The following is a 26,994-nucleotide window of genomic DNA, read 5'->3' as shown; positions in this document are numbered from 1 at the left end:
CCTATGATGGGTTTGCCTAACCGCACCCTCGAACCGATCTCGAGAAGCTGGTCTTTTTGTGCCAATGACATCAAGCCGGATCCTGCACAGGATTTGGCTGACGCGACGATCTCTTCGAGATCGCGTGGCGACAATCCCTTCGGGATTGCGCGGATGCTGACCCCGCAAGGGTTTGGCTGAAGCGACAATCCTTCGGATTGCGCGGTGGATATTGGCAATGAGAACGATCAAGTGTCTTAAGGGCAATTGGTGGATGCCTTGGCATGCACAGGCGATGAAGGACGTGATACGCTGCGATAAGCTACGGGGAGGTGCGAATACCCTTTGATCCGTAGATTTCCGAATGGGGAAACCCACCTAAGGTGCTTGGAAAATCAGAGTAGCATGAGCGACAATCTCTTCGAGATTGCGCTGGTGCTGCTGTGGTTTCCAAGTATCAGATATAGGTAACTTATCCTGAATACATAGGGATAAAGTGGCGAACGCGGGGAACTGAAACATCTAAGTACCCGTAGGAAAGGACATCAACCGAGACTCCGGAAGTAGTGGCGAGCGAACCCGGACCAGGCCAGTGGCGATTGAGAGACAAGCGGAACCTTCTGGAAAGTAGGGCCATAGTGGGTGACAGCCCCGTACGCGTAATGCAATCAATCGTCCTCGAGTAAGGCGGGACACGTGAAATCCTGTCTGAAATTGGGGGGACCACCCTCCAAGCCTAAGTACTCGTGCATGACCGATAGCGAACTAGTACCGTGAGGGAAAGGTGAAAAGCACCCCGACAAGGGGAGTGAAAGAGTACCTGAAACCGATTGCCTACAAACAGTGGAAGCCCAAGGTTCGTCCTGGGTGACCACGTACCTTTTGTATAATGGGTCAGCGACTTAGTGTGACGAGCAAGCTTAAACCGCTAGGTGTAGGCGCAGCGAAAGCGAGTCTGAACAGGGCGTTCAGTTCGTCGCATTAGACCCGAAACCGAGTGATCTAGCCATGAGCAGGTTGAAGGTAAGGTAACACTTACTGGAGGACCGAACCCATAACTGTTGCAATAGTTCGGGATGACTTGTGGCTAGGGGTGAAAGGCCAATCAAACTCGGAAATAGCTGGTTCTCCGCGAAATCTATTTAGGTAGAGCGTCGACCGAATACCCCAGGGGGTAGAGCACTGGATGGGCTAGGGGTCCTCACCGGATTACCAAACCTAACCAAACTCCGAATACCTGGGAGTACTAGTCGGCAGACACACGGCGGGTGCTAACGTCCGTCGTGAAAAGGGAAACAACCCTGACCTACAGCTAAGGTCCCCAAGTTATGGCTAAGTGGGAAAGGATGTGAGGATCCCAAAACAACCAGGATGTTGGCTTAGAAGCAGCCATCATTTAAAGAAAGCGTAACAGCTCACTGGTCTAAATAAGGGTCTTTGCGCCGAAAATGTAACGGGGCTAAAGCCATACACCGAAGCTTAGGGTTTGGTCCGCAAGGGCCAAGCGGTAGCGGAGCGTTCTGTAAGCTGATGAAGCCATACCCGTGAGGGGTGGTGGAGGTATCAGAAGTGCGAATGCTGACATGAGTAACGTAAGGGGAGTGAGAGACTCCCCCGCCGAAAGACCAAGGGTTCCTGCTTAAAGCTAATCTGAGCAGGGTTAGCCGGCCCCTAAGACGAGGCGGAAACGCGTAGTCGATGGGAACCACGTTAATATTCGTGGGCTTGGAGGTAGTGACGGATCATTGAGGTAGTCCAATCTTATCGGATTGAGCGGGCTGCTGCGTGGTTCCAGGAAATAGCTCCTCCTTATAAACCGTACCCGAAACCGACACTGGTGGTCTGGTAGAGTATACCAAGGCGCTTGAGAGAACTATGCTGAAGGAACTCGGCAAATTGCACGCGTAACTTCGGAAGAAGCGTGACCCTTTTCTACGCAAGTAGAGGAGGGTGGCACAGACCAGGGGGTAGCGACTGTTTATCAAAAACACAGGGCTCTGCGAAGTCGCAAGACGACGTATAGGGTCTGACGCCTGCCCGGTGCTGGAAGGTTAAGAGGAGGGGTGCAAGCTCTGAATCGAAGCCCCAGTAAACGGCGGCCGTAACTATAACGGTCCTAAGGTAGCGAAATTCCTTGTCGGGTAAGTTCCGACCTGCACGAATGGCGTAACGACTTCCCCGCTGTCTCCAGCATAGACTCAGTGAAATTGAATTCCCCGTGAAGATGCGGGGTTCCTGCGGTTAGACGGAAAGACCCCGTGCACCTTTACTATAGCTTTACATTGGCATTCGTAGTGGCATGTGTAGGATAGGTGGTAGGCTTTGAAACCTGGGCGCCAGCTCAGGTGGAGCCACCCTTGAAATACCACCCTTATTACTATGGATGTCTAACCGCGGCCCGTTATCCGGGTCCGGGACAATGTATGGTGGGTAGTTTGACTGGGGCGGTCGCCTCCTAAAGAGTAACGGAGGCGCGCGATGGTGGGCTCAGAACGGTCGGAAATCGTTCGCTGAGTGCAATGGCATAAGCCTGCCTGACTGCGAGACTGACAAGTCGAGCAGAGACGAAAGTCGGTCATAGTGATCCGGTGGTCCCGCGTGGAAGGGCCATCGCTCAACGGATAAAAGGTACGCCGGGGATAACAGGCTGATGACCCCCAAGAGTCCATATCGACGGGGTTGTTTGGCACCTCGATGTCGACTCATCGCATCCTGGGGCTGGAGCAGGTCCCAAGGGTATGGCTGTTCGCCATTTAAAGCGGTACGTGAGTTGGGTTCAGAACGTCGTGAGACAGTTCGGTCCCTATCTGCCGTGGGTGTAGGAATATTGAAAGGATCTGTCCCTAGTACGAGAGGACCGGGATGGACGGATCTCTGGTGGACCTGTTGTGGCGCCAGCCGCATAGCAGGGTAGCTATATCCGGACGGGATAACCGCTGAAGGCATCTAAGCGGGAAACCCACCTTAAAACGAGTATTCCCTGAGAACCGTGGAAGACGACCACGTTGATAGGCCGGGTGTGGAAGAGCGGCAACGCTTGAAGCTTACCGGTACTAATAGTTCGATCGGCTTGATCGTTCTCATTCCTAATATCCATTTGACGAAATCAAATGGTCTGTTCTCACTCACGCTTGTTCCGCCCTGCGGGCGGCGCTACGTGGGTGCGGCGCATCGGCGCCGACGGTCGGTCGACCTTGCGAAGCTTCGCTTCGAAAGGCGTCAGGCCAAGAACGACCAGGCACAAAAAAGACCAGCGAATAGCTCCGAGAAAGCACAAAATAGGTCCCCTATTCGCTCCTCTCTATGGCTATTCGCTCAAACCAGCTTCTCGAATAACGTGCGTTTTGCCGACCTGGTGGTTATGGCGGAGCGGCTGCACCCGATCCCATTCCGAACTCGGCCGTGAAACGCTCCAGCGCTGATGGTACTTCGTCTCAAGACGCGGGAGAGTAGGTCGCTGCCAGGTCTGCTAAACGCACGTTCAAACTCACATCCAACCGGATGACAGAGAAATCTTCTCATTGCTTTGTTCGATGCATGTCGTTGCCCCAAAACCGCTAACACTTTTGGGCGACATGCATAAAGGCCCGCCAAGGGATCCCGGGCCGCTCTAAGCGGCCCTTTCATTTGGTGGATACAGAATACCGCAGTCGCCAAAGTACAGCGGCGATCGCGGTGGTGGCGCGGGGTGGAGCAGCCCGGTAGCTCGTCAGGCTCATAACCTGAAGGTCACAGGTTCAAATCCTGTCCCCGCAACCAAACTTACCCAAAACGGCCCGCCAGGCTCAAAGCTTGGCGGGCCGTTTTGCATTCGGATAAGAGCCCCCTTGGATTTGAACCCCTCTTTTTGGGTGCGGCAGAATCGCTTTTTTTTTAATGTAAGTCTTTGCCGACCTTCTGCTGCATCTCACAGCATGACGCTGCCGCGCGATCGCTTCTTCTCGGCGGTGGCGAGCAGATCCACAAACGCGCGCACCTTGGCGGGCCGGAACCTTGCCGGCGGAAAGACAGCGTGGATGCCGCCGGTGGGCAAGGCCCAGTCGGCAAAGACCGGCACCAGCCGCCCCTCGGCGATGTCGTCGCTGACGCTGTAGTCGGGAAATACGCCCAGCCCTATGCCGGCAAGCACGCAGGCATGGGCAGCCGGGCTCTTGTCGCATGTGACGACCGGGTTGAGTTCGGTCAGCACCTTGTCGTCATCCCTTGAAAACAGCCATTGGCTGATGCCCCGAAGCTGGGCGTTTCCGACCCAGGCCAGTGATCGCGCCTGGCGGGGGCTTACGCCTTGCGGCAAGCTTGCGGCGAACGCAGGGCTTGCCACCACGATCTGCCGTATCGTGCCCAGGCGCCGCGCCTGGTTGGAGGAATCGGCAAGCCAGCCGACGCGAATGCCGAGGTCGATCTCCTCGTCGACCAGATTGCTTACCGCATCGTCGAAGATCGCCTCGACGCGCATATGCGGATAAGTTCTCAGATAGGCAGCGATGACCGGCGCAACCATCTTCGAGCCGTAGTCGAGCGGCGCCGTTAGTCTCAACATTCCCGCCGGTTCGACGGTCGCGCGCGAAATCTCGCCATAGGCGGCCTCCGCTTCCCGCAGGATGATCACCGCGCGATCATAGAAGAGGCGTCCCTCTTCGGTCGGCGCGACACGCCGCGTCGTGCGTCGCATGAGTGTCGCCCCCAATTCCTCCTCGAGCTTGCCGATCTGATGGCTTACCACGGCTTTAGCGACGCCAAGCCGGTCGGCTGCCGATGTGAAAGAACCGGTCTCCATGACAGTGGTGAAATAGACGAGACGATTGAGGTTCAGCAGGTCGGCCAAGGCACTCGCCGTTTGTCTGATCAGATCAGACAGTTTATATGATTGGAGGCCATTTATCGCAAGATCGTCGTCTGGCACATAGGAGCAAGACATTTGACGGTCAGATCGCGGACACGCCGCGCCAAGGGATATCAGGTAATCATGGTTCAGTTGGACGTGACTTATCTTTTCGATCCGCTCTGCGGCTGGTGCTACGGCGCCACCCCGATGCTGGACAAATTGGTGGCCAGCGGCGTGCGCGTCGAATTGCTGCCGACCGGCCTGTTTTCGGGAGCGGGCGCGAGGCCAATGGATGAAGGTTTTGCCGCTCACGCCTGGGCAAACGACCAGCGTATCGAACGTCTAACCGGACAAGCCTTCACGCAGGCTTATCAGAGCAATGTCCTCGGCATCCGGGGCACCTTGCTAGACTCGCATGCCGCGACCCTCGGCATCAGCGCCGCCGGCCTGGAAGACCCCAGCCGCCGGTCGACCGCTCTCAAGGCGATCCAACGTGCGCGCTACGTCGACGGTCGCGATATCGTAACTGTCGAAGGCGTGGCTGCCGTGCTCGCCGACGCTGGCATGATAGATGCCGCCGCGATCCTGAAGAACCCGACCGAAACCTTGCTGACGGCGCACCTCGAGCTGGTCAATCGTGGCCGCGCGCTGTTCCAGCGCTTGCATTCAAATGGCGTGCCTTCGCTGGCGGTCATCCGCAACGAAGCGCCCCGGCTCATCGGTTCGAACGCGTTGTTCAGCAGCTTCGACAATCTCGTCGCCCATATCGCGGCGGCATGATCTCCGTCAATCAGCCCTCCAACAGGAAACGGAAGAAGAAGACATGGCAAAAGTTGCTCTCATCGGCGCCTCCGGCGCTGTCGGTTCGCGCCTGCTCAAGGAACTCTCCGACCGTGGCCATACGGTCACCGGCATCGCCCGCAGCCCGGAAAAGATCGCGGCGCTGCCCGGCGTGACCGCCAGGAAGGGCGATGTCTTCGACCGGCAAGGTCTCGCCGATTTGATCCGTGGACACGACGTGGTGATCAGCTCAGTGCATTTCGTGGACAGCGACCCCGACACGCTGATCGCCGCGGTGCGTGCCTCTGGTGTGAAGCGCTATGTCGTCGTGGGCGGCGCGGGCAGTCTTGAAGTGGCGCCCGGCAAGCGGCTGGTCGATACGCCCGAATTCCCTGCGATCTACAAGGCCGAAGCACAGAAGGGCGCAGACTTCCTGGATAAGCTCAAGACGGTCGGCGATCTCGACTGGACCTTCCTGTCGCCGTCGGCCCTGTTCGTCCCAGGCGAGCGCACCGGCAAGTTCCGCCTTGGCAAAGACACGCTTCTCATCTCGGACAAGGGCAGCAGCATTTCCTTCGAGGACTATGCCATTGCCATGGTCGACGAGATCGAGAAGCCGACGCATGTCAGGCAGCGCTTCACCGTCGGCTACTGATTGATGCCGGCTGCGAGGCTGGCGGTGATTTCGTGCTCATGGCCCGGCGTTACGGGCGACAGGCCTGGTCGTGCGGGCCGCCGGCGGAAACGCCGCTGTGGTTTCAAGGGCAGGCTTGGCGGCTTCAGGCTGGAAACAGGAAGGCGGAAGCAGGATCGAAAAAGATCCGCCTGCCCATGGCGCAATCCGCGCTATCCGGCTCCACCGCATCCGAAGTCGGCCTGACATCGATCTCATCGCCGGCAGCGGTACGCGCCACGACCCGCTTGCGGTCACCGAAGAAGGCGGTATCGACGATCTCGACGGCGAGCGCTGCGCATGCAGGTCCGGGCGTCAGCCGGAACGCCTCGGGGCGCACCATCAGGCGGGCCTTCTGGCCGCGATCGAAGGCCTGCGTCGTCTTCACGCCGCTCACGACCGAACCGTCGGCCAGGCGCACGGTCGATGCGCCATTGGCGGTTTCCAGATGCTCGGCGGGCAGGAAATTCGAGTTGCCGATGAAGCCGGCGACGAACTTGCTGGCTGGCCTGAGATAAAGATCCTCGCCGGTGCCGATCTGCTCGATGCGCCCTTCCTTGAACAGGGCGATGCGATCCGACAGATGCAGCGCCTCTTCCTGATCGTGGGTGACATAGAGGATGGTGACACCGGTCTCACGGTGGATGCGGCGGATCTCGGCCTGGATCTCCTGGCGCAGTTTTTTGTCGAGCGCCGACAGCGGCTCGTCCATCAGCAGGATCGGCGGATCGTAGGCGAGCGCACGGGCAAGCGCCACGCGCTGCTGCTGGCCGCCCGATAGCGCGCCGGGATAGCGGCCGGCGAAATTCTCCAGCCGCACCAGCGCCAGCATGTCGGCGACTTTCCTTTTCACTTCGGCGTCGGGGCGGCCGCGTACACGCAGCGGAAAGGCGACGTTCTCGGCAACGCTCAGATGTGGAAACAGCGTGTAACGCTGGAAGACCATGCCGATGTTGCGCTTGTGCGACGGCACTGAAAGCAGCGACTTGTCCTCCAGCAGGACGTCGCCGGAGGACGGGTCCTGGAAACCGGCGATCGCATAGAGCGTCGTCGACTTGCCGGAGCCGGACGGCCCGAGGAAGGTCAGGAATTCGCCCTTGGGCACATTGATGGTGACATCGTGGACGGCGACGAAGGCGCCGAACGTCTTCCTCACCGCGCGTATGGACAGGAATGGCCGGGTCATCTCGATAATTTTCTGCGAAGGAGTGCGGTCACGATCATCAGGCACAAGGTCAGGCCGACGAGCAGGCTGGAGGCGGCGGCGACGACCGGACTGAGGTCGGCGCGCAAACTGCCCCAGATCTTCACCGGCAAGGTCTGCAAGGTCGGGCTCGCCATGAAGATCGCCACCACGACCTCGTCCCATGAGGCGAGGAAGGAAAAGATCGCCGCCGAGAAGATGCCGATCCGGATCGAGGGCAAGGTGATCCGCAGCCGTGCCTGCAGCGGGCTGGCGCCGCAGACGATGGCCGCGTCCTCGATGGACTTGTCGAAACCCTCGAGCGCGGCGGTGATCGGAATGATGGCGAAGGGCAGTGCCAGGACGGTGTGCGCGATGACGAAGCCGATCGTGGTGCCGGCCAGCCCGATGCGCAGGAAGAAAGCGTAGACGGCGATGGCGAACACCACCACTGGCAGCACCATGGGCGTCAGCAGCAGCCCACGCAGGATCTGGCGCCCGCGAAATTCACCCCGGATCAAACCGAAGGATGCGAACAGGCCAATGATGACGGCGAGGATGGCGGCCATGGCGGCGATTTTTGCGCTGGTCAGCGCGGCATCGATCCAGGTCGGGTCCGCCAACAGCTGCTCGTACCATTTCAGCGTCCAGCCGGGCGGCGGGAAGGCAAGCCAGCGTGAGGAGCCGAACGACAAAAGCACGATGAAAACCACCGGCAGCAGCAAAAAAGCCGCGACCAGCGCGGTAAAGCCGGCAAGCGCCATGCGCAGCCATCCGAGCCTGTCATAGTCGAGCAGCATGTCAGAGCCCCCCGGCGGGGCGCTTGGCGCCGACCAGACGAAGCTGGAGCGCGTAAAGCGCCATGGTGACGACGAGCAGGACGAAGGCGGCCGCACTGCCGAGCCCCCAGTTGAGCAGCGACTGCACCGTCTGGGCGATCATCTCGGCCAGCATCATGTTGGACGTGCCGCCGAGCAGGGCCGGCGTGACGAAGTAGCCAAGCGACATGACGAAGACCATCAGCCCGCCAGCGGCGATGCCGGGAAGCGACAGCGGCAACAGGATACGGCGGAAGGCCTGGAACGGGGTTGCCCCGCAAAGGGCGGCGGCGCGCAGCGTCATCGGGTCGATGGCGCGCAGCGTGCCGACCAGCGGCAGGATCATGAAGGGCAGCATGATGTAGACCATGCCGATGGTGACGCCAGTGAGATTGTTGATCAGCGGCAGGGGCTCCTGGATGATGCCCAGCCCCATCAGCGTCCTGTTGATCACCCCTGTGCGTTGCAGCAGCACCATCCAGGCATAGGTCCGGGTGAGGAGGTTGGTCCACATCGACAGGATGATGATGCCGAAGACGAGCGAGCCGAAGGCCGGCGGCATGATCGCCAGCATCCAGGCGACCGGAAACGCCACCACGATGGTGACGGTGGTGACGACGGCGGCGACGAGGAAGGTGTTCAGGAACACCCGCACATAGGTGCCGCTGCCGAACAGCGCGGCGTAGTTCTGCAGACCGGGCTCGGGATCGGTGACGCTGCGCAGCAAAAGGGCGACGACCGGTACGACGAAGAACAGGCCGACCAGAACGACTGCCGGCAAGGCGCCGCCGCTGCCGGCCGGCAGGCCGGCAATGGCACCGCGTCTGAGAGAATTTCCTTGCATCGGCCGGTTCCCGTTACCCGAACGGGGCGCGGTTCCCGCGCCCCGTGGGTTTCTGTGGCGCTACTTGGTCTGCCAGGCGTACCAGCGCGTGGCGATCTCGTCGCGATGCTCGGCCCAGTAGTTCATGTCGAGGTTGATCTGGCCGTCGACATGAGCGTCGGGCAGGGCCTTGACCGCATCGGCCGGCATCTCGGCCTTGGCCTTGGTATTGATCGGCGCATAGCCGCTGGCCTCGGCGAATTTCGCCTGGCCGGCCGGGCTGGTGGCCGCGGCCAGGAACTTCATGGCGCTGTCCTTGTTCTTCGCCCCTTTCGGGATGACAAGAACGTCGGCGGCGGTTAGGTTCTGCTTCCAGGAGACGCCGACATCGGTTCCGTCCTGCTGCAACGCGAAGACGCGGCCGTTCCAGAGCTGGCCGAAGGCGGCCTCGCCGGAGGCGATCAGCTGCTGCGACTCCGCACCACCGCTCCACCAGACAATGTCCGACTTGATGGTGTCGAGCTTCTTGAAGGCGCGGTCGAGATCGAGCGGATAGAGCTTGTCCGCCGGCACGCCGTCGGCGAGCAGTGCGATCTCGATGACGCCCGGCGCCGACCATTTGTAGAAGGTCCGTTTGCCGGGGAACTTCTTGGTGTCGAACATGTCGGCCCAGCTCGCCGTGTCACCGGAGACCGCGCCCTTGTTCCAGGCGAGCACGAAGGAATAGTAGAAGCTGCCGACGGCATGCTCATTGCTGAAGCGGGGGTCGAGATCGGCCTTGGGCACGATCGCATAGTCGATAGGCTCCAGCAGGCCATCCTTGGCGGCCTTGATGGCGAAGTCCATCTCGACGTCGACGACATCCCAGGTGACGTTGCCGGCGTCGACCATGGCCTTGAGCTTGCCGTAGTCGGTCGGCCCGTCCTGCAGGACCTTGATGCCGGAGCTGGCCTCGAAGGGCGCTGCCCAGGATTTGGTCTGTGCTTCCTGCGTTGTGCCACCCCAGCTGGTGAACGCCATTTCATCGGCCTTGGCTGCGGTCACCGCGAGCAGTCCGGCCAGAATGCCGGTCAAAATCAGTTTCATTTTGTTCTCCTCTGTTGGTCTGTTCTTGTTTTTCTCAGTGCACCTGCGCCACGCGCTGTTCAGCGCATGACGAAGGGATCGGGGATCGGCTCGTCCGAGGTCTTGATCCAGACGGATTTCGAGCGCGTATAGTCTCTGATGGCATCGAGGCCGCCCTCGCGGCCGAGCCCGGAATGGCCGTAGCCGCCGAAGGGAACGAGCGGCGATACGGCGCGGTAGGTGTTGACCCAGACGACGCCGGCATGGATGTCGCGCGCCATGCGGTGCGCCTTGCCGAGATTGCTGGTGAACACGCCGGAAGCCAGGCCGAAGGGGGTGTCGTTGGCGAGCGCCAGCGCTTGTGCTTCGGAGTCGAAGGCAAGCACGCTCAGCACAGGCCCGAACAATTCCTCGCGCACGCATGCCAGATTGCCGTCGCCGGCATCGATGATGGTCGGCGCGTAGTAGAAGCCGGGGCCGCCGGGGCGTGTCCCTCCGGTGATCAGCGTGCCGCCCTTGGCGAGGCTTTCCGCGACGATCTTCTCGATCCAGTCGCGCTGACGTTGCGTGGCGAGCGGACCCATTTCGGTGGCCGGGTCCTGCGGATCGCCGATCCTGATCGCCTCGGCCTTGAGCTTCAGCCGGGCGAGGAACTCGTCCTTCACCGAACCTTCGACCAGCAATCGCGAGCCGGCGACGCAGCTTTGGCCGGTCGCGGCAAAAATGCCGGCCACCACCGCGTTGGCGGCGCTGTCGAGATCGGCATCGGCGAAGACGACGACCGGGCTCTTGCCGCCGAGCTCGAGCGTCGTATAGGCGAGGTTTTCCGCCGTGTTCCTGACGATCGCACGCGCAGTGGACGGGCCGCCGGTGAAGGCGACGCGCGAAACCAGCGGATGGCTGGTCAGGCGGCAGCCGCAATCCTGGCCGAAGCCGGTGAGAATGTTGACAGTGCCTTCGGGAAAGCCGGCCTGCTGGACGAGTTCGGCGAAGGCGAGCAACGGCGCCGGGCCGTCCTCGGAGGCCTTGAGCACGACCGTGCAGCCAGCGGCCAGCGCCGGGCCGAGCTTGACGGCGGAGAGGAAGAGCTGCGAATTCCATGGCACGACCGCGGCAACGACGCCGATCGGCTCGCGGCGGATGGTGACGTCGAGATCCGCCTTGTCGATCGGCACATGCGCGCCTTCATGCTTGTCGGCGAGCCCGCCATAATAGCGGTAGTAGTCGCCGACATAGGCGATCTGGGCACGGGTCTCGCGGATGATCTTGCCGGTGTCGCGTGTCTCGAGTTCGGCAAGACGCCCGGCATCGGCGGCGACGAGGTCGCCGAGCTTGACCAGCAGTTTGCCGCGCGCGGTGGCGGTCATCGCCGTCCACGGGCCCGAACGCAGCGCCCGGTGCGCCGCCTCGACCGCACGGTCGACATCGGCTTCGCTCGCCGCCGGCATCCTGGCCCATGGCGCGCCGGTCGACGGATCGATGCTGTCGAAGGTCGCGGACGGCTCGTCGAAGCGGCCGTCGATGAAGTTCCTGAAAAGAGCGTCGGTCATGGGCTCGCTATCAGAGGAAGGCCGGCATCACCCGGTCGATGAACAGTTGCAGCGATTTCTTCTTGCGTTCGTGCGAGAGCCCACTGTCGATCCAGATCGAATACTGGTCGTAACCGAGTGCCTCATAGGCCTTCAGCCGGGCAATGACTTCGTCGGCTTTGCCGATCACCAGATTCTGCCTGATCTTGTCCGGCGCATAGTGCGGCATCGCGGCGATCTCATCCTCTGTGAGCGGCTCCAATACGCCTTGATGCACCGGCTTCTTGTTCTGGAACCAGGCGCCGAACTGGCAGTAGAAATTCGACAGGTCCCGGGCGAGCCGATCGGCGTCGGCCGCATCCTCGGCGACGAATGTGTGCATCAAGAGCATGATTTCCGGCCGGGCGATGTCGGGATGCGCGTCGCAAGCAGCGTTGAAGCGCTGCATCAGGCTCGACACCTCGTCGTCGCCTGAAGCCAGCGGCGTTACCTGGACCTTGCAGTGGTTGACGACCGCAAAATCGTGCGAGTTCGGGTCGCGCGCCGCTACCCAGATCGGCGGATATGGTTTCTGCAAGGGCTTGGGCGAGGAAGTGGTCGGCGGGAACGACCAGAACTCGCCGGAGAGTTCGAAATCGCCGTCCCATAGGCCACGGATCGCCGGCACCATCTCACGCATGCGCTGGCCCGCGCCCCAGGCGTCGAGACCGGGGAAGAGACGTTGATATTCGTAACTGTAGGCGCCGCGCGCGATGCCGATGTCGAGCCGGCCGCCGCTGATGACGTCGGCCATCGCCGCTTCGCCGGCGAGCTTGATCGGATGCCAGAATGGCGCAACGATCGTGCCAGTGCCGAGACGGATGCGGCTGGTTTTGGCCGCCAGATAAGCGATGTTGACGAACGGGTTCGGCGAGATGGTGAATTCCATGCCGTGATGCTCGCCGATCCAGGCCGTCTCGAAGCCGGCCTGCTCCGCTTGCAGGACCAATTCCTCGAGCTCGCTCACCAGCTCCGAATGCGGCTTGGCGAGATCCGACCGTTCCATATGCACGAAGAGCGAGAACTTCATCTGTGGTCACCTGTGTAGGAGGCAGCGGGCGTGGGCGCTTTGCCCAGCGGTCTGACTTCGCCTTCCATCTCATTGCCGACATAGACGCCAAAGGCGTCCTGCATGCATTCCCTGACATAGCGGGTAAGCATCGAGCGGACCGCCGGATCGACGATCTTCAAGTCGCCGATCGTGTCGATGTCGACCAGCCGGATGCCACGATCGCTGGAGGCGGGCACGTCGAACGTGCCGCGATAATAAACATGCGTGCGCGACGAATTGCCAGCGTCGTCCCAGACGGCGAAAAGGAAGCCGAGTTGGGCCTCGATAGCCTTGGCGGCAAGCAGGCCCCGGAGGCTGGTGCCATCGCCGGCCGAGCCCAGTCCCCGGCCGCGCGGCAGTTCGAAGCCATCAGCCGTTTCCAGGAATAAGATCCTGCCGCCATTTTCGAGAATGGCGCCGACATCGGTGCCGGGCTGGGCGGCGGCAAGCGCCTCCTGGCTTAGGCCGGGTGCGATATAGGCGCCGCGGCAGTAGCCGAGAGGCTGCGAGGAGTTGTGCTCGAAATCGCGTACGCGGCCGATAAGGATGGAATGGTCTCCCGCGTCGACCAGCCGCTCCATGTCGCAGTCGAAGGACGCGACCGAGCCGTCCAGCAACGGACTGCCGGTCTGTCCTGGACGCCAGGCCACGGAGGCGAATTTGTCGGCCGCTTTCGAAGCGAAGATGCCGGACGCCGCCTTCTGATCCTCATTGAGGATGTTGATGGCGAAGCTCTTCGAGGTGGCGAAGACGGGATGGCCCAAGGCTTTATAGGCGATACAGACGAGTACCAGCGGCGGATCGAGCGACACCGAGGTGAAGGAGTTGGCTGTGAAGCCGCGCGGCTCGCCTTCGGGCCCGATCGTGGTGACGATGGTGACGCCGGTAAGGAAGGAGCCGAGCGCGCGGCGGAAGTCGCCGCTGTCGAAACCAGAAGTCACCGTCCCGTCCCCTCGCTCCGCTGCTTCGAGGAAGCCGACGATGCGGCGCGTGGTGCGGTCCGGTGCGGCCACCGCCATCATGTGCCGTTCGCCGGCAAGCACGATGCAGCGGCCATGCGGCGCCAACCGTGCCAGAGCGGCCGACATCGCTGGCGAGGAGTTCCTGTCCTCGGACCCGGTCATGAACAGAGCCGGCACGGCAAGCGTTTGCAGGCGCTCGGCGTGGTCGCCGTCGGCGCGGGCGAACAGGCGATAGGTGCGGGCGTAGCCTTCCGGATCGACCGCGCTGAGCGCGGACGCCGTCTTGCCCGCCGCCGCCTCGAGTTCGGCGGGCACCGGATCCCCGAACCAGCGGGCAATGGTCTGTGCCGTGCCAGCCGCGTCGCCCCGGTCGGTGAGGGCAGCCGCGCGCTGACGGACAGCCTCGGCCAATTCTGGCGGGCGCCGGAACACGGCATTCAGCGATACGATGCCGCGAACGCGCTGCGGTGCCCGCAACGCAAGCTCCTGGGCGACGAGCGCGCCCATCGAGTGGCCGACGACCGACACTTTGTCGAGGCCGAGATGATCGAGCAAGCGAATGGCCTGATCGGCATAGTCGGCCAGTTCCGGGCTCGGTGGCGGGAGCGGCGACCGGCCATGGCCGAGCATATCGATGGCGATCACATCCCAACTGCCGGCCATCCTGTCGATCTGCGGCTGCCAGATCGCGGCATTCATGCCGACGCCATGGATGAACAGTACCGGCGCGCCCGAGCCGGCTCGAATGAAGCCGGTGCCATCAGGCGCCGTACCCTGTCGAGCCCATGCCGATGCGGGTACGTCAGCCATGCAGGTCGCCCACTTCCTTGAGGTCCTGGTAGCGGTCGCCGATACGATGGTGCGGCCGGCCGCCGATCGAGGCGCCGAGCGCCACCACCAACTCGTCCGGCGCCGGCGCGTCGCCGATCTGGAAATGCACTGTCAGGTAGTGCGAGCGCCTACCCTCGTCGTTCTTGTCCATCAGCGGGATCATGATCGGTGTGTTCGGGCCGCCGCGCAGATTGGTGAAGGCGAGATAGGTCTTGGCGCCCACGGCACGGCGGTAGTAATTGCCGAAATGCAGCGTGTGGATCAGTGCCGAAGCGTGTTCGATCTCGCCCGACGTGCCGCAGATCGCGGCCTTGCCGTAGCCCTCGATGGCGTCGCCCGAACCGGCGACGGCGATGATTTCCCGGGTCAGCGTCTCTCCCAGCACTGGCGCACAGGCGCGGATTTCGGACGACAGATCGTCGGTGAAGCCGCGTCCGGCCCACGGATTGGCAAGCACTGCCGCGACACCGATCAGGCGCAGCGGCCGAGGCGCTGCCTTGCCGCCCTCAATCAGCGTGTTTTCGGTGTAGGTGACGATCTTGCGAATGACGGGCTGCATGAAGTCCTCGGTCGTCGATGCCATATCATCTTATGGTATACCATGATATGGAGCGCCAAGAAACTTGTCAACCGGCCATGGAATCTGTTTTCGTGGCGAGGCAGGAGGCCGCCCATGTCAGACGACACGCTTCGCATCGACCGCAGCGCCAAGACCTTGAGAACACTGGCGCTGGAGCGCATGCGCGAGGCGATCATGGATTTCCATTTCCAGCCCGGCGAAAGGCTGGTCGAGCGGCCGCTTTGCGACCAGCTCGGCGTCAGCCGTTCGGTCGTACGCGAGGTCTTGCGGCAGCTAGAGGCCGAAGGCCTGGTGCAGATGATACCGGGGCACGGGCCGGCGGTGGCCAAGCCGGACCTTGGCCGAACCGACGAGATCTATGAGCTCAGGGCCCTGCTCGAAGGCATAGCCGCGCGTGCCTGCGCCATGTCGGCGACGAACGCGCAACTGACCCTGCTCGACAATGCGCTCGCCAATCTTTTCGAAGCCTGGGCGTCCGGCAAGCCGGCCGAGGTGATGCGGGCGACAACGAAATTCTACGAAGTGCTTTTCGAGGCAGCCGACAAGCGCGTCGCCTGGGAGATCGTGACCGGGCTCAATGTGCGCATCAACCAGCTGCGTTCCATGACTATTCTTTCGACCAACCGCCGCGCACCGGCGATTGCCGAGATGACCGAGATCATGGATGCCATCAGATCGCGCAAGCCCGACGAGGCTGAAGCGGCGGCGCGGCGGCATGTCGAATCCGCCTGGCAGATCGCCCGCGCGACGCTTCGGCTGCCACCGGCGTAACCGGCGCTGGCACCGGAAGCGGCTCAGGCGTCGCTGGCCAGGGTCGCGCGCAGCCATGCGGCGATGGCATCGAAGTCGATCGGCTGCGTCGTATCGACCTCGAACAGCGGCCCGCGGCGCAGCGGTTCGGCGCGCTTGGCCAGCTCAACCAGTTCAGGGATATAGGCAGCGCCGGGATGGCCGGGGAGGCGCTGGCCGAGCCGGGCGCCATAGCGTTCCGCCAGAACCTCGCCGGGCGCGTGGCACCAGATTTCGACGGTGTGTTCGACGCCGGCCTTGCGCAGGTGATCTTCGAGCACTTGCCGTGGCTGGAAACCGAACCAGGCATCGACGATGAAGGTGCTGCCGGCAGGGGCGTCGCCGACGAGCGACCAGATTGCCTGGTAGCTGGCGCGGCCGAGCGTGCGATTGAATTGGCGGTCGGCACCGCCGAGCAGTTCGAGGAACGGATTCTTGACGGTATCGAGTGCAAGCAGCGGCCATCCCATGCGATCGGCGATGCCGCGTGACACCGTGCTCTTGCCGCTGGCCGGGATGCCGTTGACGAGCACGGCGCGTCTGGCGCGGCCAGGCTGAACGGAAAGCGATGTCGATGTCTGCGCCGAAAGCGCCTGCAGCGCGGCGCCGATCACACCGGCATCGTCGCCGAGCTGCGCCGGCGCCACCGGGCATTGGTACCACGGCGCCAGCGCCGGCGCGTGGCCGAGCGTTCTGTGTGCCGCCAGGCCAAGCCCACCGCCAAGCAGGACGAGATCGGGGTCGAACATGGCGACGGTGGTATCGATCGCCGCGCGCAGCGGCCTTGCCCAGGCCTCCAATATGCCGCGCGCCTTGATGTCGCCGGCCGCGTCGCGGGCAAAGAGCAGGTCGACCGAAACGTCGGGGCCAAAGCCGGCGCGCGCGATGTGGCGGCCAAGTGCCGTGCCGGAACTGGTGGTTTCGACACAGCCGCGCCGCCCGCAGGCGCAGACCTCGCCGTTGACGTCGACGGTAATGTGGCCAAGTTGCCCCGCCGTTGCCCGGCCGCGCATGATCCGTCGGTTCTGGACGACGGCGCCGCCGATGCCTGTGCCGATGGTGAACATCGCGATGTTGTCGTGGCCTTGGCCGGCGCCAAGGACCATCTCGGCGGCCAGCGCCATATTGCAGTCATTGTCGAGGACAACAGGCTTGCCAGCCATGCTTTCCAGCCGCTGCGCGAGCGCGACCGAGGCAAGGTTGACGTAGCCTCCCGACAGGACCGCGCCGCGGCGCGCGTCGACACGGCCGGGAATACCGACGCCGATGGCCACCACATCAGGCGTATCGAGAAGGCGCACCATGTCGGCAATGCGGCCAAGCACCAGTTCCGGATCGGGCGCGCTCTTCTCGGAAAGGCGTTTGTGGATTTCACCGGTGCCGGAGATGCGGGCGGCACGCAAATTGGTGCCGCCGATATCGATCCCTATGGCCGTCGACTTTTGTGGCATGACATCCTGCACGTGCCTGTGATCCAACAGGATATCAGGCGGCGGCCTTCTGCCGATAGTGCCCGATCACCGCCTGGATCTCGCGCAGTCGCGGCACCGCGATGGTCTCAAGCCTTTCGCGTTGAATGTCACGGTCGAGCGAAATGCAGTCCTTCCACAGTGAACGGCCGGCGATCACACCGGAGGCGCCGTTTTGCATGGCGATCTCGACCTGGCCGAGAAAGGTGGCGTGGTTGACGCCAGCCGAAAGCACGGCCCACGGCACTTCGCCGGCCATTTTTGTAATGTTGGCGCAGGCTTCCGGTGTTCCGGGGTAGGGAAGCTTCAGCACCTTCGCGCCGCATTCCAGCGAGATCCTTGTACCCTCCTCGATCAGCAAGGGTGTCTTGGCCGCATAGTCCTCGGGGCTTTCACCTTCAAGCTGATAGGTCAGGAATTCGACCACGAGCAGCAGGTCCTCCTTGCCGAAGTCGGTGATGCATTGGCGCAGGATGGCGATGTTGTGTTCGTTGGCCTGCGGCTTGTCGGCCCGCAGATACACCATGATCTTGCCGCCCGTGCCGCCGAGTTCGCGCACGCGCCGAGCATCGATATCGGGAACCAGCCGAGACAGGCGGTAGCCTTCTGGCGAAACGTCGAAACCGGAGGCGTCGAGGCCGATGAGGAGTGCGGTATCCCGGTTCAGCACGCCTTCATCGACAACCCGCGGCACCGCGCAGAGCGGATCGAGCAGCACGCAGGAGGCGGCACTTGCCAGGTAGCGCGTGATGTCGGCCTTGGTGTCGCCAAGCATGTCGTTGGTGATCCTGGCCTGGTCCGCGGGGTCCGACGCCAGCAAGGTGCGCATGCCGCCGCGCTGGTCGCAAGCGATGGCCACCATGGCTCCGTCCTTGCCGCATATCTGCTGGTAGCCGCGCCGTTCCGCGGTGGTCATCTTCGTCATGGTCTTCTGTCCGATGTTGGCGCTCTCTCGCCGAGGGCGCTGATCCCGTGGAAACAATGGTCAGTTTGCCCGCCTGCCGGCAGGAAGATTTTTGCCGCCTGAGGCATCGCCGGCCGCTGGGATAAGCAGCCTTGCCGGCGCTTGGCCTGGTATGGCCCTCAAGTTGCGAGTTCGCCGGATTTGCGCGATAACTCCCATCGGCGTATACGTGTGTAACACGTTGCTGAAAGGAATTGCAAGCTGTCTGTTCCCTCCGTCCAGGACGCGACCGCATCGCGCACCATGCTGCACACGGTTGCCAAGCTGCACTATGTGGAGGAGATGTCGCAGGTCGACATAGCGCGGCAGCTCGGTGTCTCCACCGCGACGATTTCGCGCCTGCTGCAGCGGGCGCGGGCCGAGGGTATCGTGCGCATCGAGGTCATCGACCTGGCAACGCCGGAAGATATCACCAGGGAACTTGTCGACGGATTGAAATTGCGGGACGCCGCCGTTGTCGAGACGCCGGCGGCGGGCGCGCTGACGGCGCTTTCCGCCCCGCTTGGCGCTTTGCTCAGGCAGGCGCAGCTGGTGGCCGGCTCTGTGGTCGCCATCGGCTGGGGGCGGGCCGTGCGCGAGGTCATTCGAGCCGGCTTGCCGCGCATGCCAGGCGTGCTGACGGTGGCCGCAACCGGCGGCATGCAGCAGCACGCGGCGCATTTCCAGGTCAACGAATTCGTGCGGCTTGCCGCGGAGGAGTTCGGCGGCACGCCGCACTTCATCCACGCCCCCTATCTGCCGTCGAGCGAGCTGCGCGAGGTCTTCCTCGGAGACGCCACCATCCGCGATGCCGTCGCGCTGTGGGACAGGACTGATGTGGCGATCGTCGGCATTGGCCTGCCGCATGCCATCAACGCGCCCGAGGCGAGTGCCGCCACGCCGAGCGAGCAGGCGCTGGTCCACGCGGCCGGCGATGTCCTTCGGCATTATTTCGATGCCGATGGCGTGCTGATAGCCTGGGAAGGAGAGGGCCGGATGATCGCCATGTCGCCGGCGCAACTTCGGGCCGTGCCCTTGGTGATCGGTATCGCCGCGACGCCGGAAAAAGCGACGGCCATCATTGGCGCCGCTCGCGCCCGGCTGATCAACGCGCTGGTAACGGATACCAAGACGGCGCAGGCCATCCTCGCGGTTCTTGCAACGCGATAGCTGCCGGACTGATGCCTCGCTGTCGGCGCGGAGAGAAGCTGTTGCGAAATCCATTGTGTCGCCGGGGAGTCGGGACGATAGTTCGCCGGGGACTCCGAGGAGCAGTCGGATGATGTCTGGAAAAGCCGGCGTTGCGGCCTCGGAAAAAACCGTGTTGCAATTTATTTCTGCAAAGTGTTACAAACTGCGAACCCGGCGTGCAGGCATGCCGGACGCGGTGGTTCCCTGACCTCGCGGAGGCGAGGAAAGCGAGCACGGCGATTGTGCCGGTCGGCTGGACCGGCTGACATTTAGACTGGAGGGCGCTTGGGAGGAGCTGCCCGCGAAAGGCAACAGGCGTTCCCGGCCGTCGGCATCCTGCCTCCGCGTGGATGACGGCCATTTCAATGTCACCGAAAACGGCAGAACTGCCAACAATGAGGAGGATGTCATGAAGAAGATCGTTGCCGCGCTCGCGGTACTTGCCGTCAGCGCGACGGTGCTGATGGCGCCCGCGCAGGCGCAGGACAAGAAATACACCATCGCGCTCATTCCAGGCCTCACCACCGACGGCTTCTACATCACCATGCGCAAGGGTGCCCAGGCGGCGGCCGATGCGCTCGGCGTGAACCTGGTCTTCCAGGGCGCTCCAGACTTCAACCCGGTCACCCAGGTGCCGGTGCTCGACGCGGTCATCGCCAAGAAGCCGGATGCGATCCTGATCGCGCCGACCGACAAGGTTCAACTGGTCGAGCCGCTGCGCAAGGCCAATGACGCCGGCATCCCGGTCATAACAGTCGATACTTTCATCGGCAGCGGCGTCTACCAGACGGGTGCCGGCGATGCCGATTTCCCGCTGGCCTACATTGCCTCGGACAATGTGCTGGGCGGCGAGATCGCCGCGCGCGCGCTGGCCACCGCCATCGGCGACAAGGGCAAGGTCTATGTGTCGAACGTCAAGCCCGGCATTTCGACCACCGACCAGCGCGAAGAGGGATTCAAGAAGGAGATGGCCAAGCATACGGGCATCACCGTGCTGGAGACCCAATTCAATGATGACGACGCCAACAAGGCTGCCTCGCAGCTGCAGGCTGTCTTCGCGCGCAATCCCGATCTCGTCGGCGTGTTCGGCGCCAATCTGTTCTCGGCCCTGGGTGCCGCCAACGGCGTCAAGCAGGCGGGCCAGACGGGCACCGTCAAGGTCGTTGCCTTCGATGCACCGACCAGCATCGTCGACAACATCAATACCGGCCTCGTGGATGTGGCAATCGCCCAGCATCCCGCCGAGATCGGCTATTTCGGGGTTGTTTCGGCCTATGCCCATCTGACCGGCCAGTCGATCCCGGTCGCGATCGGCACCGGCTTCACGATCATGGACAAGTCCAACATCGCGGACCCGAAAATCTCGAAGTATCTCTACTCCGAGTAGGTCCAGACGAGCTTGGCTCCTCCCGGTATCGCCGGGGGGAGCTCGTGCCGGGTCCCGCAAAAGGCGAGGCCTGTTTGAAGGCAGCCGCGCCGCGGAGTATTCATGACCTCGACATCACCAGCCCAGCCGGCCGAGAAGCATGTCGCGCCCCAGGCCGATCATGGCGATCCGGCCAGGACCCTGATCGGACGCATCGCCGAAGGGCGCGCCTGGTTGTTCCTCGCCGGCCTGATCATCTGTTTCGAGATATGGTCGAGGTTCGCCTTCGGCGCGACGTTCGTGCTCAACCCGTTCAACTTGCAGTCCATTGCGATCTTCGCGATAGCGCCGCTGCTGCTTGCGACCGGACAGACCTTCGTCATCATTTCGGGCGGCATCGATCTGTCGCTCGGCTTCATCATGGGGCTTGCCGCCGTCGTTGCCGCACATGCCACAAATCTGGCGGGCGCCGCCATTCCCTTGCCGCTGGCCATGCTGGCTGGCATCCTTGCGGCGGTGATCGTCGCCAGCTTGCCCGGCGTCATCAATGGCCTCCTAATCTCGCGCCTCAGGGTGCCGCCGTTCATCGGAACGCTCGGCATGTTCGGCGTGGCGCGCGGTGTCGCCTTCCTGCTTGCCGGCGGCACGACTGTGCCGGTGCAGAATTCCTGGTTCGCGCTGCTCGGCAATGGCAAGTTCCACGGCGTGCCTTATTTGGTCATGATCGCTGCCGTTTTCGTCATCGCGATGCATTATCTGCTCGGCCAGACGCGGTTCGGCCAGCACAATTATGCCATCGGCGCCAATGTGCAGGCGGCGCGGCGTGCCGGTATCGACATCAGGGGCCACATATTGCGGCTCTATGTGCTGTCGGCGATGTGCGCCGGCCTTGGCGGGGCGCTCTACGCGGCGCGCTTCACCGCCGGCGCGGCACAAGCCGGCGAGCCGTTGCTGCTCGACAGCGTCGCTGCGGTGGTGATCGGCGGCGCCAGCCTGTTCGGAGGCTCCGGCACGATCTTGGGCACGGTCGCCGGCGCGCTGGTGATCGCGGTGATCCAGTACGGGCTGGTCTTCGTCAATGTCGAGCCGTTCTGGCAGTTCATCGCCGTCGGCGTCGTCATCATCATTTCCGTGCTCATAGACCAGGCGCAGCGCCGGTTCAGTGGAGGCCGCCAGGATGAATAGCACCAACGCGAACACCCCCTTGCTCGAAGTCCGCAACCTGTCCAAGCATTTCGGCGCCGTGCGTGCGCTCAGCGATTTCTCCATGGCCGTGCGGCCGGGCGAAGTGGTGGCGCTTGCCGGCGACAATGGTGCAGGCAAGACGACGCTGATCAAGGCGATCTCGGGCGTGTTCCAGCCGACAGGCGGCGAAATCCTGCTCGGTGGCCAGCCGGTGGCATTCGCTACGCCGCAGGAGGCGCGCGAAAAAGGCATCGAGACGATCTACCAGGATCTGGCCCTGGCCGACAATCTATCAATCGGCGCCAACATCTTCCTTGGCCGCGAACCGATGCGCAAGGCGTTCGGCTTTCTGCCGGTGCTCGACCGCAAGGCGATGGCCGACGCGGCCAGGGAGACGATGAAGCGGCTGGATTTCCACGTCAGCCGGATGAACGCCCCGGTCAGCAATTTCTCCGGCGGCCAGCGCCAGGCCGTCGCCATCGGCCGCGCCGTCTACTGGGACGCGCAGATCCTCATCATGGACGAACCGACGGCGGCATTGGGCGTGCCGGAGCAGCGCAAGGTGATTTCGCTGATCCACCAGCTCAAGGCGCAAGGACGCGGCGTGATCTTCATCTCGCATAATCTGCAGGATATCTTTGCGGTCTCGGATCGGATCGTCGTGCTGCGGCGCGGCGTCCAGGCCGGCGAGCGCAAGATTTCCGAGACCAACCATGATGAGGTCGTCCGGCTGATGGTCGGGGGTTAACGTGTGTCGATGTTCAGGCGATGCTACGGTTCTCGGCATCAGCCGCTTTGGGCTCAGCCAGAGCTGAACCTCAACGCATTCTTAGGACGATAAATTGCTTAGCCGGCATCTCGATTGGTTAGTACGATGTGGCAGCAGCCGGAGCCGCGGCCCGGCGTCCAGGTGATGTTGTCGAAGCGCACGCCGGTCGCCTCGAAGAGGCCGCGGTCGAAGGCGCCGGCGATGCGGCAGAGGGTCGCGAGCTTGTCGTCGCCGATACCAGCCTCGACCCAGGCATCCTTCAGCGGGCAGCGCTTGACCTTGAAGGCGATGCGGTCATCGCCGCGTTCGACATCGGTCGGGTACATCAGGCCGCCATCCGGGCTGACAGCCAGAAACGCCTCGCCGATTGCTGGCGCATCGTTGGGGCCGAAGGCGGCAAAAGCGGCCGCTGCAACCTCCCTACCACGCTGTTCGATGGTGCGGATCATGATCGCCTCGGCTCTTTCGGCGCCCACTTCGCCGGTGAGTTCGTCGAGGAACAGGCGATAGAGATCGGCCCGGTTGCGGAAGGCGGAATCGAGCTCGCGCGACAGTTTCTCGGCTCTGGCTTCGGGATCGGTCATGATGCGTCCTGTGTGGTCCTGTGTAATCTCGGGGCGGCTGCCACCAGCGCCTGGCCGATGGCCGATTGCGGTGCACCGATGACGGTTCGGGCACCACCGCTCTCGGCGATCCGACCGGCATCGAGAAGGATGACACGGTGGGCGACCGCCCGGACGACGCCGAGATCATGCGAAATTAAGAGATAGGCGATCCGTTCCTCGCGCTGCAGGTCGAGCAGCAGATTGAGGATCTGGCCGCGCACTGAAACATCGAGCGCCGATACCGCTTCGTCAAGCACGATCAGCGACGGTTTGGTGGCGATGGCGCGGGCAATCGCCACGCGCTGCCGCTGACCGCCGGAGATTTCGTGGATGGCGCGGGGCGCAAGATCGGCCGCCAGGCCGACCCGTTCCAGCAGGGCAGCGATGCGGCGCGGGCGCTCGGATCGCGAGGCGACGCCGTGGATGCGCAAGGGGTCGTCGAGGACGCGCGCCACCGTGGCGCGCGGATTGAAGGCGGCGAGCGGATCCTGGAACACCATCTGCAGGCGGGCGCGGCGCGCACGCAAGGCCGCGCCGCGCAAGGCAAGGAAATTATCGCCTTCGAATTCGATGCTTCCGCTATCCGGCTCGATCAGTCGCAGCACCAGCCGCGCGATTGTCGACTTGCCGCTGCCGGAAGGGCCTGCCAGCGCCAGCGTTTCGCCTGGCTCGATATGGAAGGAGACATCGTCCACCGCGGCGAGGGTCTTGCCGCCGCGACTATAGCGTTTGATGAGATTGGACACCATGAGCAGGCTCATGCATTCAGCCCGCTTCGGTTCAGCAACGGCTCGGCGTCGAGGCCGATATGGGCGTCGAGCAGCGCGCGTGTATAGGCTTGCGTCGGTGCGTTGACGATTTGCCCAGTGCCGCCGATTTCGATCAGTTCGCCGTGACGAAATACGGCGATGCGTCCGGCAAGCTCGGTGGCAAGCGCAATGTCATGGCTGATAAACAGCAGCGTCATGCCGTCCTCGGCCACCAGCCGTCGGATCAGAGCGACGATCTCGGCCTGCACGACGGTGTCAAGCGCGCTGGTCGCCTCGTCGGCGATCAGCAGTTTCGGCCCGGCAGCAATCGCGGCGGCAATGGCCACACGCTGCTTTTGACCGCCGGAGAGCTGGTGCGGGAAGGCGTGAATGGTGGAGTCAGGGTCGGGCAGGTGGACGCGTTCGAGCAGTGTCTCTGCCCTGGCATAAGATGCTGGCCAGCCGAGACCAAGATGGGTGCGCACCACTTCCGCGATTTGTTTGCCGACGGTCATCACCGGGTCGAGGCTGGCTGATGGGTCTTGGAAGACGAAGCCAATGTCGCGGCCGCCGAGGAGGGTATGGTTTGGCACGGAGGCAGACTTTCGCCCCCTGCGCCCTGCGAGGTCCCCCTCCGGCAGGACAGAGGGGGGTGCCTTGGCACCCAACGATGAAAGGGAGAACCACTCGATGCTCCCTTCTGCCCTGGCGGACTGCGGCAACAACCCCGCGATCGCCAGCGCCAGCGTGCTCTTGCCCGAACCACTCTCGCCGATGATCGCCAGCCGTTCGCCTGCCTGGACATTGAGAGTAATGTTCTTCAGCGCCGCGACCTCGCTGCCATCGCGGCGGTAGGTCACCGTCAGATCGCGGATCGACGCCAGCACCGTCACGACAGACCCCTGCGCACGGCCGTCGTCTCGACGATGCCTTCGCCGGCGAGATAGACGCCCAATACCGTCAGCACCAGCGCAATGCCCGGGACGATCGAGAGGAACGGCGCGGTGCGCAAGACAGCGCGCCCTTCCGCGATCATTCCACCCCAGGTGACGCGGTTGGGATCGCCGAGGCCAAGGAAGGACAGGGCCGCTTCAGTGAGGATCGCGGCGGCGACTATGACCGACGACATCGCCAGCACCGGCGGCAAGGCATTGGGCAGCACTTCGCGAAAGGCGATCTCCAGCGGACTCATGCCGATGACGCGGGCACCGGCGACATAGTCGCGCTCACGGATCGACAGCACTTCCGCGCGCGCAATGCGCGCTGGCCCGGTCCAGGTGCCGAGTGCTATCGCCACGACGACGACGCCGAGCGAGGGGCCAACCACGCTGACGAAGGCCAGTGCCAGCAGGAAGCCAGGTACGGTCTGGAACGCGTCGGTGATGCGCATCAGCACGTCGTCGACGAGGCCGCCGGCAAAGCCGGCCAGCGTGCCGACGATAGCGCCGATGACGAGGGCCGCGGCGGCCGCGGCAAGGCCGACAGCAAGCGAGGTACGGGCGCCATGGAACAGTTCGGCCAGTACGTCGCGGCCGAGCCGGTCGGTGCCGAGCGGCAGCGGCCAATCCTGGAATGGCGGCAGCAGCGCGGGGCCGGCAATCGCTTGCGGGTCCCCGGGAAACAGCAGCGAGGCCGACAGCGCCATGGCAAACAGCACCGTCAAAAGAATAGTGCCGGCAACCGCTTCGGGCGTGCGCAAGAAACGGCGCAGACGGTTCATGCGCCCGCCTCACTGGCGCCGACGCGTGGATCGAGAAAGGCATAGGCGATGTCGACAAGAAGGTTGATGAGGATGACCAGCAATGCGCTTGTGAGGATGATGCCAAGCAGCAAGGGGGTGTCGCGCGCGGCCACCGCTTCCTGCGCCAGCCGGCCGAGGCCGGGCACGGCAAAGACGCTCTCGATGACGACGCTGCCCCCCAGCATCTGCGCCGATTGCAGGCCGAGCATGGTGACCAGCGGCAGCAGTGCGTTGCGGGCGACATGGGCGAGCACGATGCGGCGGCGCGATAGCCCCCTGGCGCGGGCGGCCAGCACAAAATCCTGGCGCCAGACCTCGGCCATGCCGGCGCGCATCATGCGCAGATAAAGCGCCAGATAGATGAAGCCGAGTGCGGAAACCGGCAGCACCAGATGGATAGCTATGTCGGCGGCGCGGTCCAGACCGGTCTTGTCCGAGGCCAGCGTCTCGACGCCGCCGACCGGCAGCCAGCGCAGGTCGACGGCGAAGATTACGATCAGCACCAGGCCGAGCCAGAAGCCGGGCACCGCGTAGAGCGCCAGCGAGGCGACGGAGAGAAAACGGTCACGCAAACCGCCGGGCGTTGCGCCGGCATAGATGCCGAGCGTCGAGCCGAGGCCGAAGGAGAGCGCGGTGGCGCTGACCATCAGGATGAGCGTGGTCGGCAAGCGCTCGAGGATGACGTCGCGGATCGGCCTGGAGAAGGTGACGGACTGGCCGAGGTCGAGATGCAGCAATGCCCAGAGATAGTTGGCGAGCCGCGTCAACTCCGACTGGTCAAGGCCCCAGCGGTGGCGCAAGAGCTCGATCATGCCGGCATCGCCGCCGGTCGAGACGATGTAGGCGTCGACTGCATCACCCGGGGCGGCTTCGAGCAAAAGGAAAGTGCCGATGACGACGATCAGCAGTACGAAAATGCTGCCGACGAGGCGACGGCGGAGGAGGACCAGGGCACGGGTCATGGCAACAGGGCGCCGGTTGCAGACGCTAGAGGTCGCGCCCTACGGCGCCCCCCTCTGTCCTGCTGGACAGTCCGGCAGGACCGAGGG

24 protein-coding genes, 1 tRNA gene and 2 rRNA genes (1 of these 27 only partly in view) are annotated in these 26,994 nt (G+C 63.4%); 11 read left to right on the top strand and 16 right to left on the bottom strand.

What is annotated here, in order from left to right:
- From FJ941_RS03710 to FJ941_RS03695, 4 genes are all read left to right on the top strand, one after another.
- Positions 1-180 carry the 3' portion of a hypothetical protein gene (locus FJ941_RS03710; RefSeq protein ID WP_140503167.1) on the top strand. Its footprint begins 48 nt before the window's first position, so the window shows 180 of its 228 coding nt (coding positions 49-228); the start codon falls outside the window, past its left edge; the stop codon is at positions 178-180.
- 45 nt (positions 181-225) lie between these two features.
- Positions 226-3,057: ribosomal RNA gene (locus FJ941_RS03705) — 23S ribosomal RNA — on the top strand.
- 273 nt (positions 3,058-3,330) lie between these two features.
- Positions 3,331-3,445: ribosomal RNA gene (gene rrf, locus FJ941_RS03700) — 5S ribosomal RNA — on the top strand.
- 216 nt (positions 3,446-3,661) lie between these two features.
- Positions 3,662-3,738, top strand: a tRNA-Met gene (locus FJ941_RS03695).
- A 148-nt stretch (positions 3,739-3,886) separates the two neighbouring features.
- Here FJ941_RS03695 and FJ941_RS03690 read toward each other — a convergent pair.
- The gene (locus FJ941_RS03690; protein ID WP_140503165.1) at positions 3,887-4,804 is read right to left on the bottom strand and encodes a LysR family transcriptional regulator; all 918 of its coding nucleotides are present in this window, start codon (positions 4,802-4,804) and stop codon (positions 3,887-3,889) included.
- 141 nt (positions 4,805-4,945) lie between these two features.
- Here FJ941_RS03690 and FJ941_RS03685 point away from each other — a divergent pair, with 141 nt between their 5' ends.
- A complete protein-coding gene (locus FJ941_RS03685; protein ID WP_140503163.1) occupies positions 4,946-5,584 on the top strand; it encodes a DsbA family protein in 639 nt (212 codons plus the stop codon).
- A gap of 43 nt (positions 5,585-5,627) precedes the next feature.
- Positions 5,628-6,239 (top strand): NAD(P)-dependent oxidoreductase, encoded by a 612-nt coding sequence (locus FJ941_RS03680; RefSeq protein WP_140503161.1) that lies wholly within the window; start codon positions 5,628-5,630, stop codon positions 6,237-6,239.
- A gap of 124 nt (positions 6,240-6,363) precedes the next feature.
- Here the strand turns inward: FJ941_RS03680 and FJ941_RS03675 are convergent, their stop codons facing one another.
- The 8 genes from FJ941_RS03675 to FJ941_RS03640 are packed head-to-tail and all read right to left on the bottom strand — an operon-like array spanning position 6,364 to position 15,117.
- On the bottom strand, positions 6,364-7,443 hold the full coding sequence (locus FJ941_RS03675; RefSeq protein ID WP_140503159.1) for an ABC transporter ATP-binding protein: 1,080 nt from the start codon (positions 7,441-7,443) through the stop codon (positions 6,364-6,366).
- Positions 7,440-8,240, bottom strand: a complete 801-nt coding sequence (locus tag FJ941_RS03670) for an ABC transporter permease (RefSeq protein WP_140503157.1) — start codon at positions 8,238-8,240, stop codon at positions 7,440-7,442. Before FJ941_RS03670 ends, FJ941_RS03675 begins: the two co-directional genes overlap by 4 nt.
- 1 nt (position 8,241) lies before the next feature.
- Positions 8,242-9,102 (bottom strand): ABC transporter permease, encoded by an 861-nt coding sequence (locus FJ941_RS03665; protein ID WP_140503155.1) that lies wholly within the window; start codon positions 9,100-9,102, stop codon positions 8,242-8,244.
- A 60-nt stretch (positions 9,103-9,162) separates the two neighbouring features.
- Entirely contained in the window at positions 9,163-10,167 is a 1,005-nt protein-coding gene (locus tag FJ941_RS03660) for an ABC transporter substrate-binding protein (protein WP_140503153.1), read from the bottom strand.
- A 59-nt stretch (positions 10,168-10,226) separates the two neighbouring features.
- A complete protein-coding gene (locus tag FJ941_RS03655) occupies positions 10,227-11,696 on the bottom strand; it encodes an aldehyde dehydrogenase (protein ID WP_140503151.1) in 1,470 nt (489 codons plus the stop codon).
- 10 nt (positions 11,697-11,706) lie between these two features.
- Complete coding sequence (locus tag FJ941_RS03650) at positions 11,707-12,744, bottom strand: LLM class flavin-dependent oxidoreductase (RefSeq protein WP_140503149.1); 1,038 nt, start codon at positions 12,742-12,744, stop codon at positions 11,707-11,709.
- Positions 12,741-14,537, bottom strand: a complete 1,797-nt coding sequence (locus tag FJ941_RS03645) for an alpha/beta fold hydrolase (RefSeq protein WP_140503147.1) — start codon at positions 14,535-14,537, stop codon at positions 12,741-12,743. The genes FJ941_RS03650 and FJ941_RS03645 overlap by 4 nt, the downstream gene beginning before the upstream one ends.
- Complete coding sequence (locus tag FJ941_RS03640; protein ID WP_140503465.1) at positions 14,530-15,117, bottom strand: amino acid synthesis family protein; 588 nt, start codon at positions 15,115-15,117, stop codon at positions 14,530-14,532. The genes FJ941_RS03645 and FJ941_RS03640 overlap by 8 nt, the downstream gene beginning before the upstream one ends.
- A 114-nt stretch (positions 15,118-15,231) precedes the next feature.
- Between FJ941_RS03640 and FJ941_RS03635 the strand changes: the two genes are divergently transcribed.
- Positions 15,232-15,909 (top strand): GntR family transcriptional regulator, encoded by a 678-nt coding sequence (locus FJ941_RS03635; protein WP_140503145.1) that lies wholly within the window; start codon positions 15,232-15,234, stop codon positions 15,907-15,909.
- 23 nt (positions 15,910-15,932) lie between these two features.
- On the opposite strand, the gene FJ941_RS03630 is transcribed toward FJ941_RS03635, so the two are convergent.
- On the bottom strand, positions 15,933-17,378 hold the full coding sequence (locus FJ941_RS03630) for an ROK family protein (protein WP_140503143.1): 1,446 nt from the start codon (positions 17,376-17,378) through the stop codon (positions 15,933-15,935).
- 34 nt (positions 17,379-17,412) lie between these two features.
- Complete coding sequence (locus FJ941_RS03625) at positions 17,413-18,321, bottom strand: tagatose-bisphosphate aldolase (RefSeq protein ID WP_140503141.1); 909 nt, start codon at positions 18,319-18,321, stop codon at positions 17,413-17,415.
- 282 nt (positions 18,322-18,603) lie between these two features.
- Between FJ941_RS03625 and FJ941_RS03620 the strand changes: the two genes are divergently transcribed.
- From FJ941_RS03620 to FJ941_RS03605, 4 genes are all read left to right on the top strand, one after another.
- Positions 18,604-19,509 (top strand): sugar-binding domain-containing protein, encoded by a 906-nt coding sequence (locus tag FJ941_RS03620; protein WP_140503139.1) that lies wholly within the window; start codon positions 18,604-18,606, stop codon positions 19,507-19,509.
- A gap of 430 nt (positions 19,510-19,939) precedes the next feature.
- Positions 19,940-20,917 (top strand): ABC transporter substrate-binding protein, encoded by a 978-nt coding sequence (locus FJ941_RS03615; protein WP_140503137.1) that lies wholly within the window; start codon positions 19,940-19,942, stop codon positions 20,915-20,917.
- 102 nt (positions 20,918-21,019) lie between these two features.
- Positions 21,020-22,081 carry a ribose ABC transporter gene (locus tag FJ941_RS03610; RefSeq protein ID WP_140503135.1) on the top strand — a complete coding sequence of 354 codons (1,062 nt, stop codon included), beginning with the start codon at positions 21,020-21,022 and terminating at the stop codon, positions 22,079-22,081.
- On the top strand, positions 22,074-22,829 hold the full coding sequence (locus tag FJ941_RS03605) for an ATP-binding cassette domain-containing protein (protein WP_140503133.1): 756 nt from the start codon (positions 22,074-22,076) through the stop codon (positions 22,827-22,829). The genes FJ941_RS03610 and FJ941_RS03605 overlap by 8 nt, the downstream gene beginning before the upstream one ends.
- Positions 22,830-22,927: 98 nt before the next feature.
- Here FJ941_RS03605 and FJ941_RS03600 read toward each other — a convergent pair whose 3' ends face one another.
- From FJ941_RS03600 to FJ941_RS03580, 5 genes are read right to left on the bottom strand one after another with little or no spacing between them, the layout of a single operon-like run.
- Positions 22,928-23,434, bottom strand: a complete 507-nt coding sequence (locus FJ941_RS03600; RefSeq protein WP_140503131.1) for an L-2-amino-thiazoline-4-carboxylic acid hydrolase — start codon at positions 23,432-23,434, stop codon at positions 22,928-22,930.
- Positions 23,431-24,216 (bottom strand): ATP-binding cassette domain-containing protein, encoded by a 786-nt coding sequence (locus FJ941_RS03595; RefSeq protein ID WP_140503129.1) that lies wholly within the window; start codon positions 24,214-24,216, stop codon positions 23,431-23,433. Before FJ941_RS03595 ends, FJ941_RS03600 begins: the two co-directional genes overlap by 4 nt.
- Positions 24,213-25,097 (bottom strand): ABC transporter ATP-binding protein, encoded by an 885-nt coding sequence (locus FJ941_RS03590; protein ID WP_140503127.1) that lies wholly within the window; start codon positions 25,095-25,097, stop codon positions 24,213-24,215. Before FJ941_RS03590 ends, FJ941_RS03595 begins: the two co-directional genes overlap by 4 nt.
- Positions 25,094-25,924, bottom strand: a complete 831-nt coding sequence (locus tag FJ941_RS03585) for an ABC transporter permease (protein WP_140503125.1) — start codon at positions 25,922-25,924, stop codon at positions 25,094-25,096. The genes FJ941_RS03590 and FJ941_RS03585 overlap by 4 nt, the downstream gene beginning before the upstream one ends.
- Positions 25,921-26,907 carry an ABC transporter permease gene (locus tag FJ941_RS03580; protein WP_140503123.1) on the bottom strand — a complete coding sequence of 329 codons (987 nt, stop codon included), beginning with the start codon at positions 26,905-26,907 and terminating at the stop codon, positions 25,921-25,923. Before FJ941_RS03580 ends, FJ941_RS03585 begins: the two co-directional genes overlap by 4 nt.
- Between the last annotated feature and the right edge of the window lie 87 nt (positions 26,908-26,994).

This window comes from Mesorhizobium sp. B2-3-13, from assembly GCF_006442195.1.
Lineage (GTDB): Bacteria > Pseudomonadota > Alphaproteobacteria > Rhizobiales > Rhizobiaceae > Mesorhizobium > Mesorhizobium salmacidum.
This window is presented reverse-complemented; position numbering and strand designations above follow the sequence as displayed.

Coding starts and splice junctions, on each gene's coding strand:
- FJ941_RS03600 (WP_140503131.1), bottom strand. CDS start 23,434: ATGACCGATCCCGAAGCCAGAGCCGAGAAACTGTCGCGCGAGCTCGAT.
- FJ941_RS03650 (WP_140503149.1), bottom strand. CDS start 12,744: ATGAAGTTCTCGCTCTTCGTGCATATGGAACGGTCGGATCTCGCCAAG.
- FJ941_RS03640 (WP_140503465.1), bottom strand. CDS start 15,117: ATGCAGCCCGTCATTCGCAAGATCGTCACCTACACCGAAAACACGCTG.
- FJ941_RS03675 (WP_140503159.1), bottom strand. CDS start 7,443: ATGACCCGGCCATTCCTGTCCATACGCGCGGTGAGGAAGACGTTCGGC.
- FJ941_RS03645 (WP_140503147.1), bottom strand. CDS start 14,537: ATGGCTGACGTACCCGCATCGGCATGGGCTCGACAGGGTACGGCGCCT.
- FJ941_RS03595 (WP_140503129.1), bottom strand. CDS start 24,216: ATGAGCCTGCTCATGGTGTCCAATCTCATCAAACGCTATAGTCGCGGC.
- FJ941_RS03610 (WP_140503135.1), top strand. CDS start 21,020: ATGACCTCGACATCACCAGCCCAGCCGGCCGAGAAGCATGTCGCGCCC.
- FJ941_RS03620 (WP_140503139.1), top strand. CDS start 18,604: ATGCTGCACACGGTTGCCAAGCTGCACTATGTGGAGGAGATGTCGCAG.
- FJ941_RS03625 (WP_140503141.1), bottom strand. CDS start 18,321: ATGACGAAGATGACCACCGCGGAACGGCGCGGCTACCAGCAGATATGC.
- FJ941_RS03680 (WP_140503161.1), top strand. CDS start 5,628: ATGGCAAAAGTTGCTCTCATCGGCGCCTCCGGCGCTGTCGGTTCGCGC.
- FJ941_RS03685 (WP_140503163.1), top strand. CDS start 4,946: ATGGTTCAGTTGGACGTGACTTATCTTTTCGATCCGCTCTGCGGCTGG.
- FJ941_RS03585 (WP_140503125.1), bottom strand. CDS start 25,924: ATGAACCGTCTGCGCCGTTTCTTGCGCACGCCCGAAGCGGTTGCCGGC.
- FJ941_RS03665 (WP_140503155.1), bottom strand. CDS start 9,102: ATGCAAGGAAATTCTCTCAGACGCGGTGCCATTGCCGGCCTGCCGGCC.
- FJ941_RS03670 (WP_140503157.1), bottom strand. CDS start 8,240: ATGCTGCTCGACTATGACAGGCTCGGATGGCTGCGCATGGCGCTTGCC.
- FJ941_RS03660 (WP_140503153.1), bottom strand. CDS start 10,167: ATGAAACTGATTTTGACCGGCATTCTGGCCGGACTGCTCGCGGTGACC.
- FJ941_RS03615 (WP_140503137.1), top strand. CDS start 19,940: ATGAAGAAGATCGTTGCCGCGCTCGCGGTACTTGCCGTCAGCGCGACG.
- FJ941_RS03580 (WP_140503123.1), bottom strand. CDS start 26,907: ATGACCCGTGCCCTGGTCCTCCTCCGCCGTCGCCTCGTCGGCAGCATT.
- FJ941_RS03605 (WP_140503133.1), top strand. CDS start 22,074: ATGAATAGCACCAACGCGAACACCCCCTTGCTCGAAGTCCGCAACCTG.
- FJ941_RS03630 (WP_140503143.1), bottom strand. CDS start 17,378: ATGCCACAAAAGTCGACGGCCATAGGGATCGATATCGGCGGCACCAAT.
- FJ941_RS03655 (WP_140503151.1), bottom strand. CDS start 11,696: ATGACCGACGCTCTTTTCAGGAACTTCATCGACGGCCGCTTCGACGAG.
- FJ941_RS03635 (WP_140503145.1), top strand. CDS start 15,232: ATGTCAGACGACACGCTTCGCATCGACCGCAGCGCCAAGACCTTGAGA.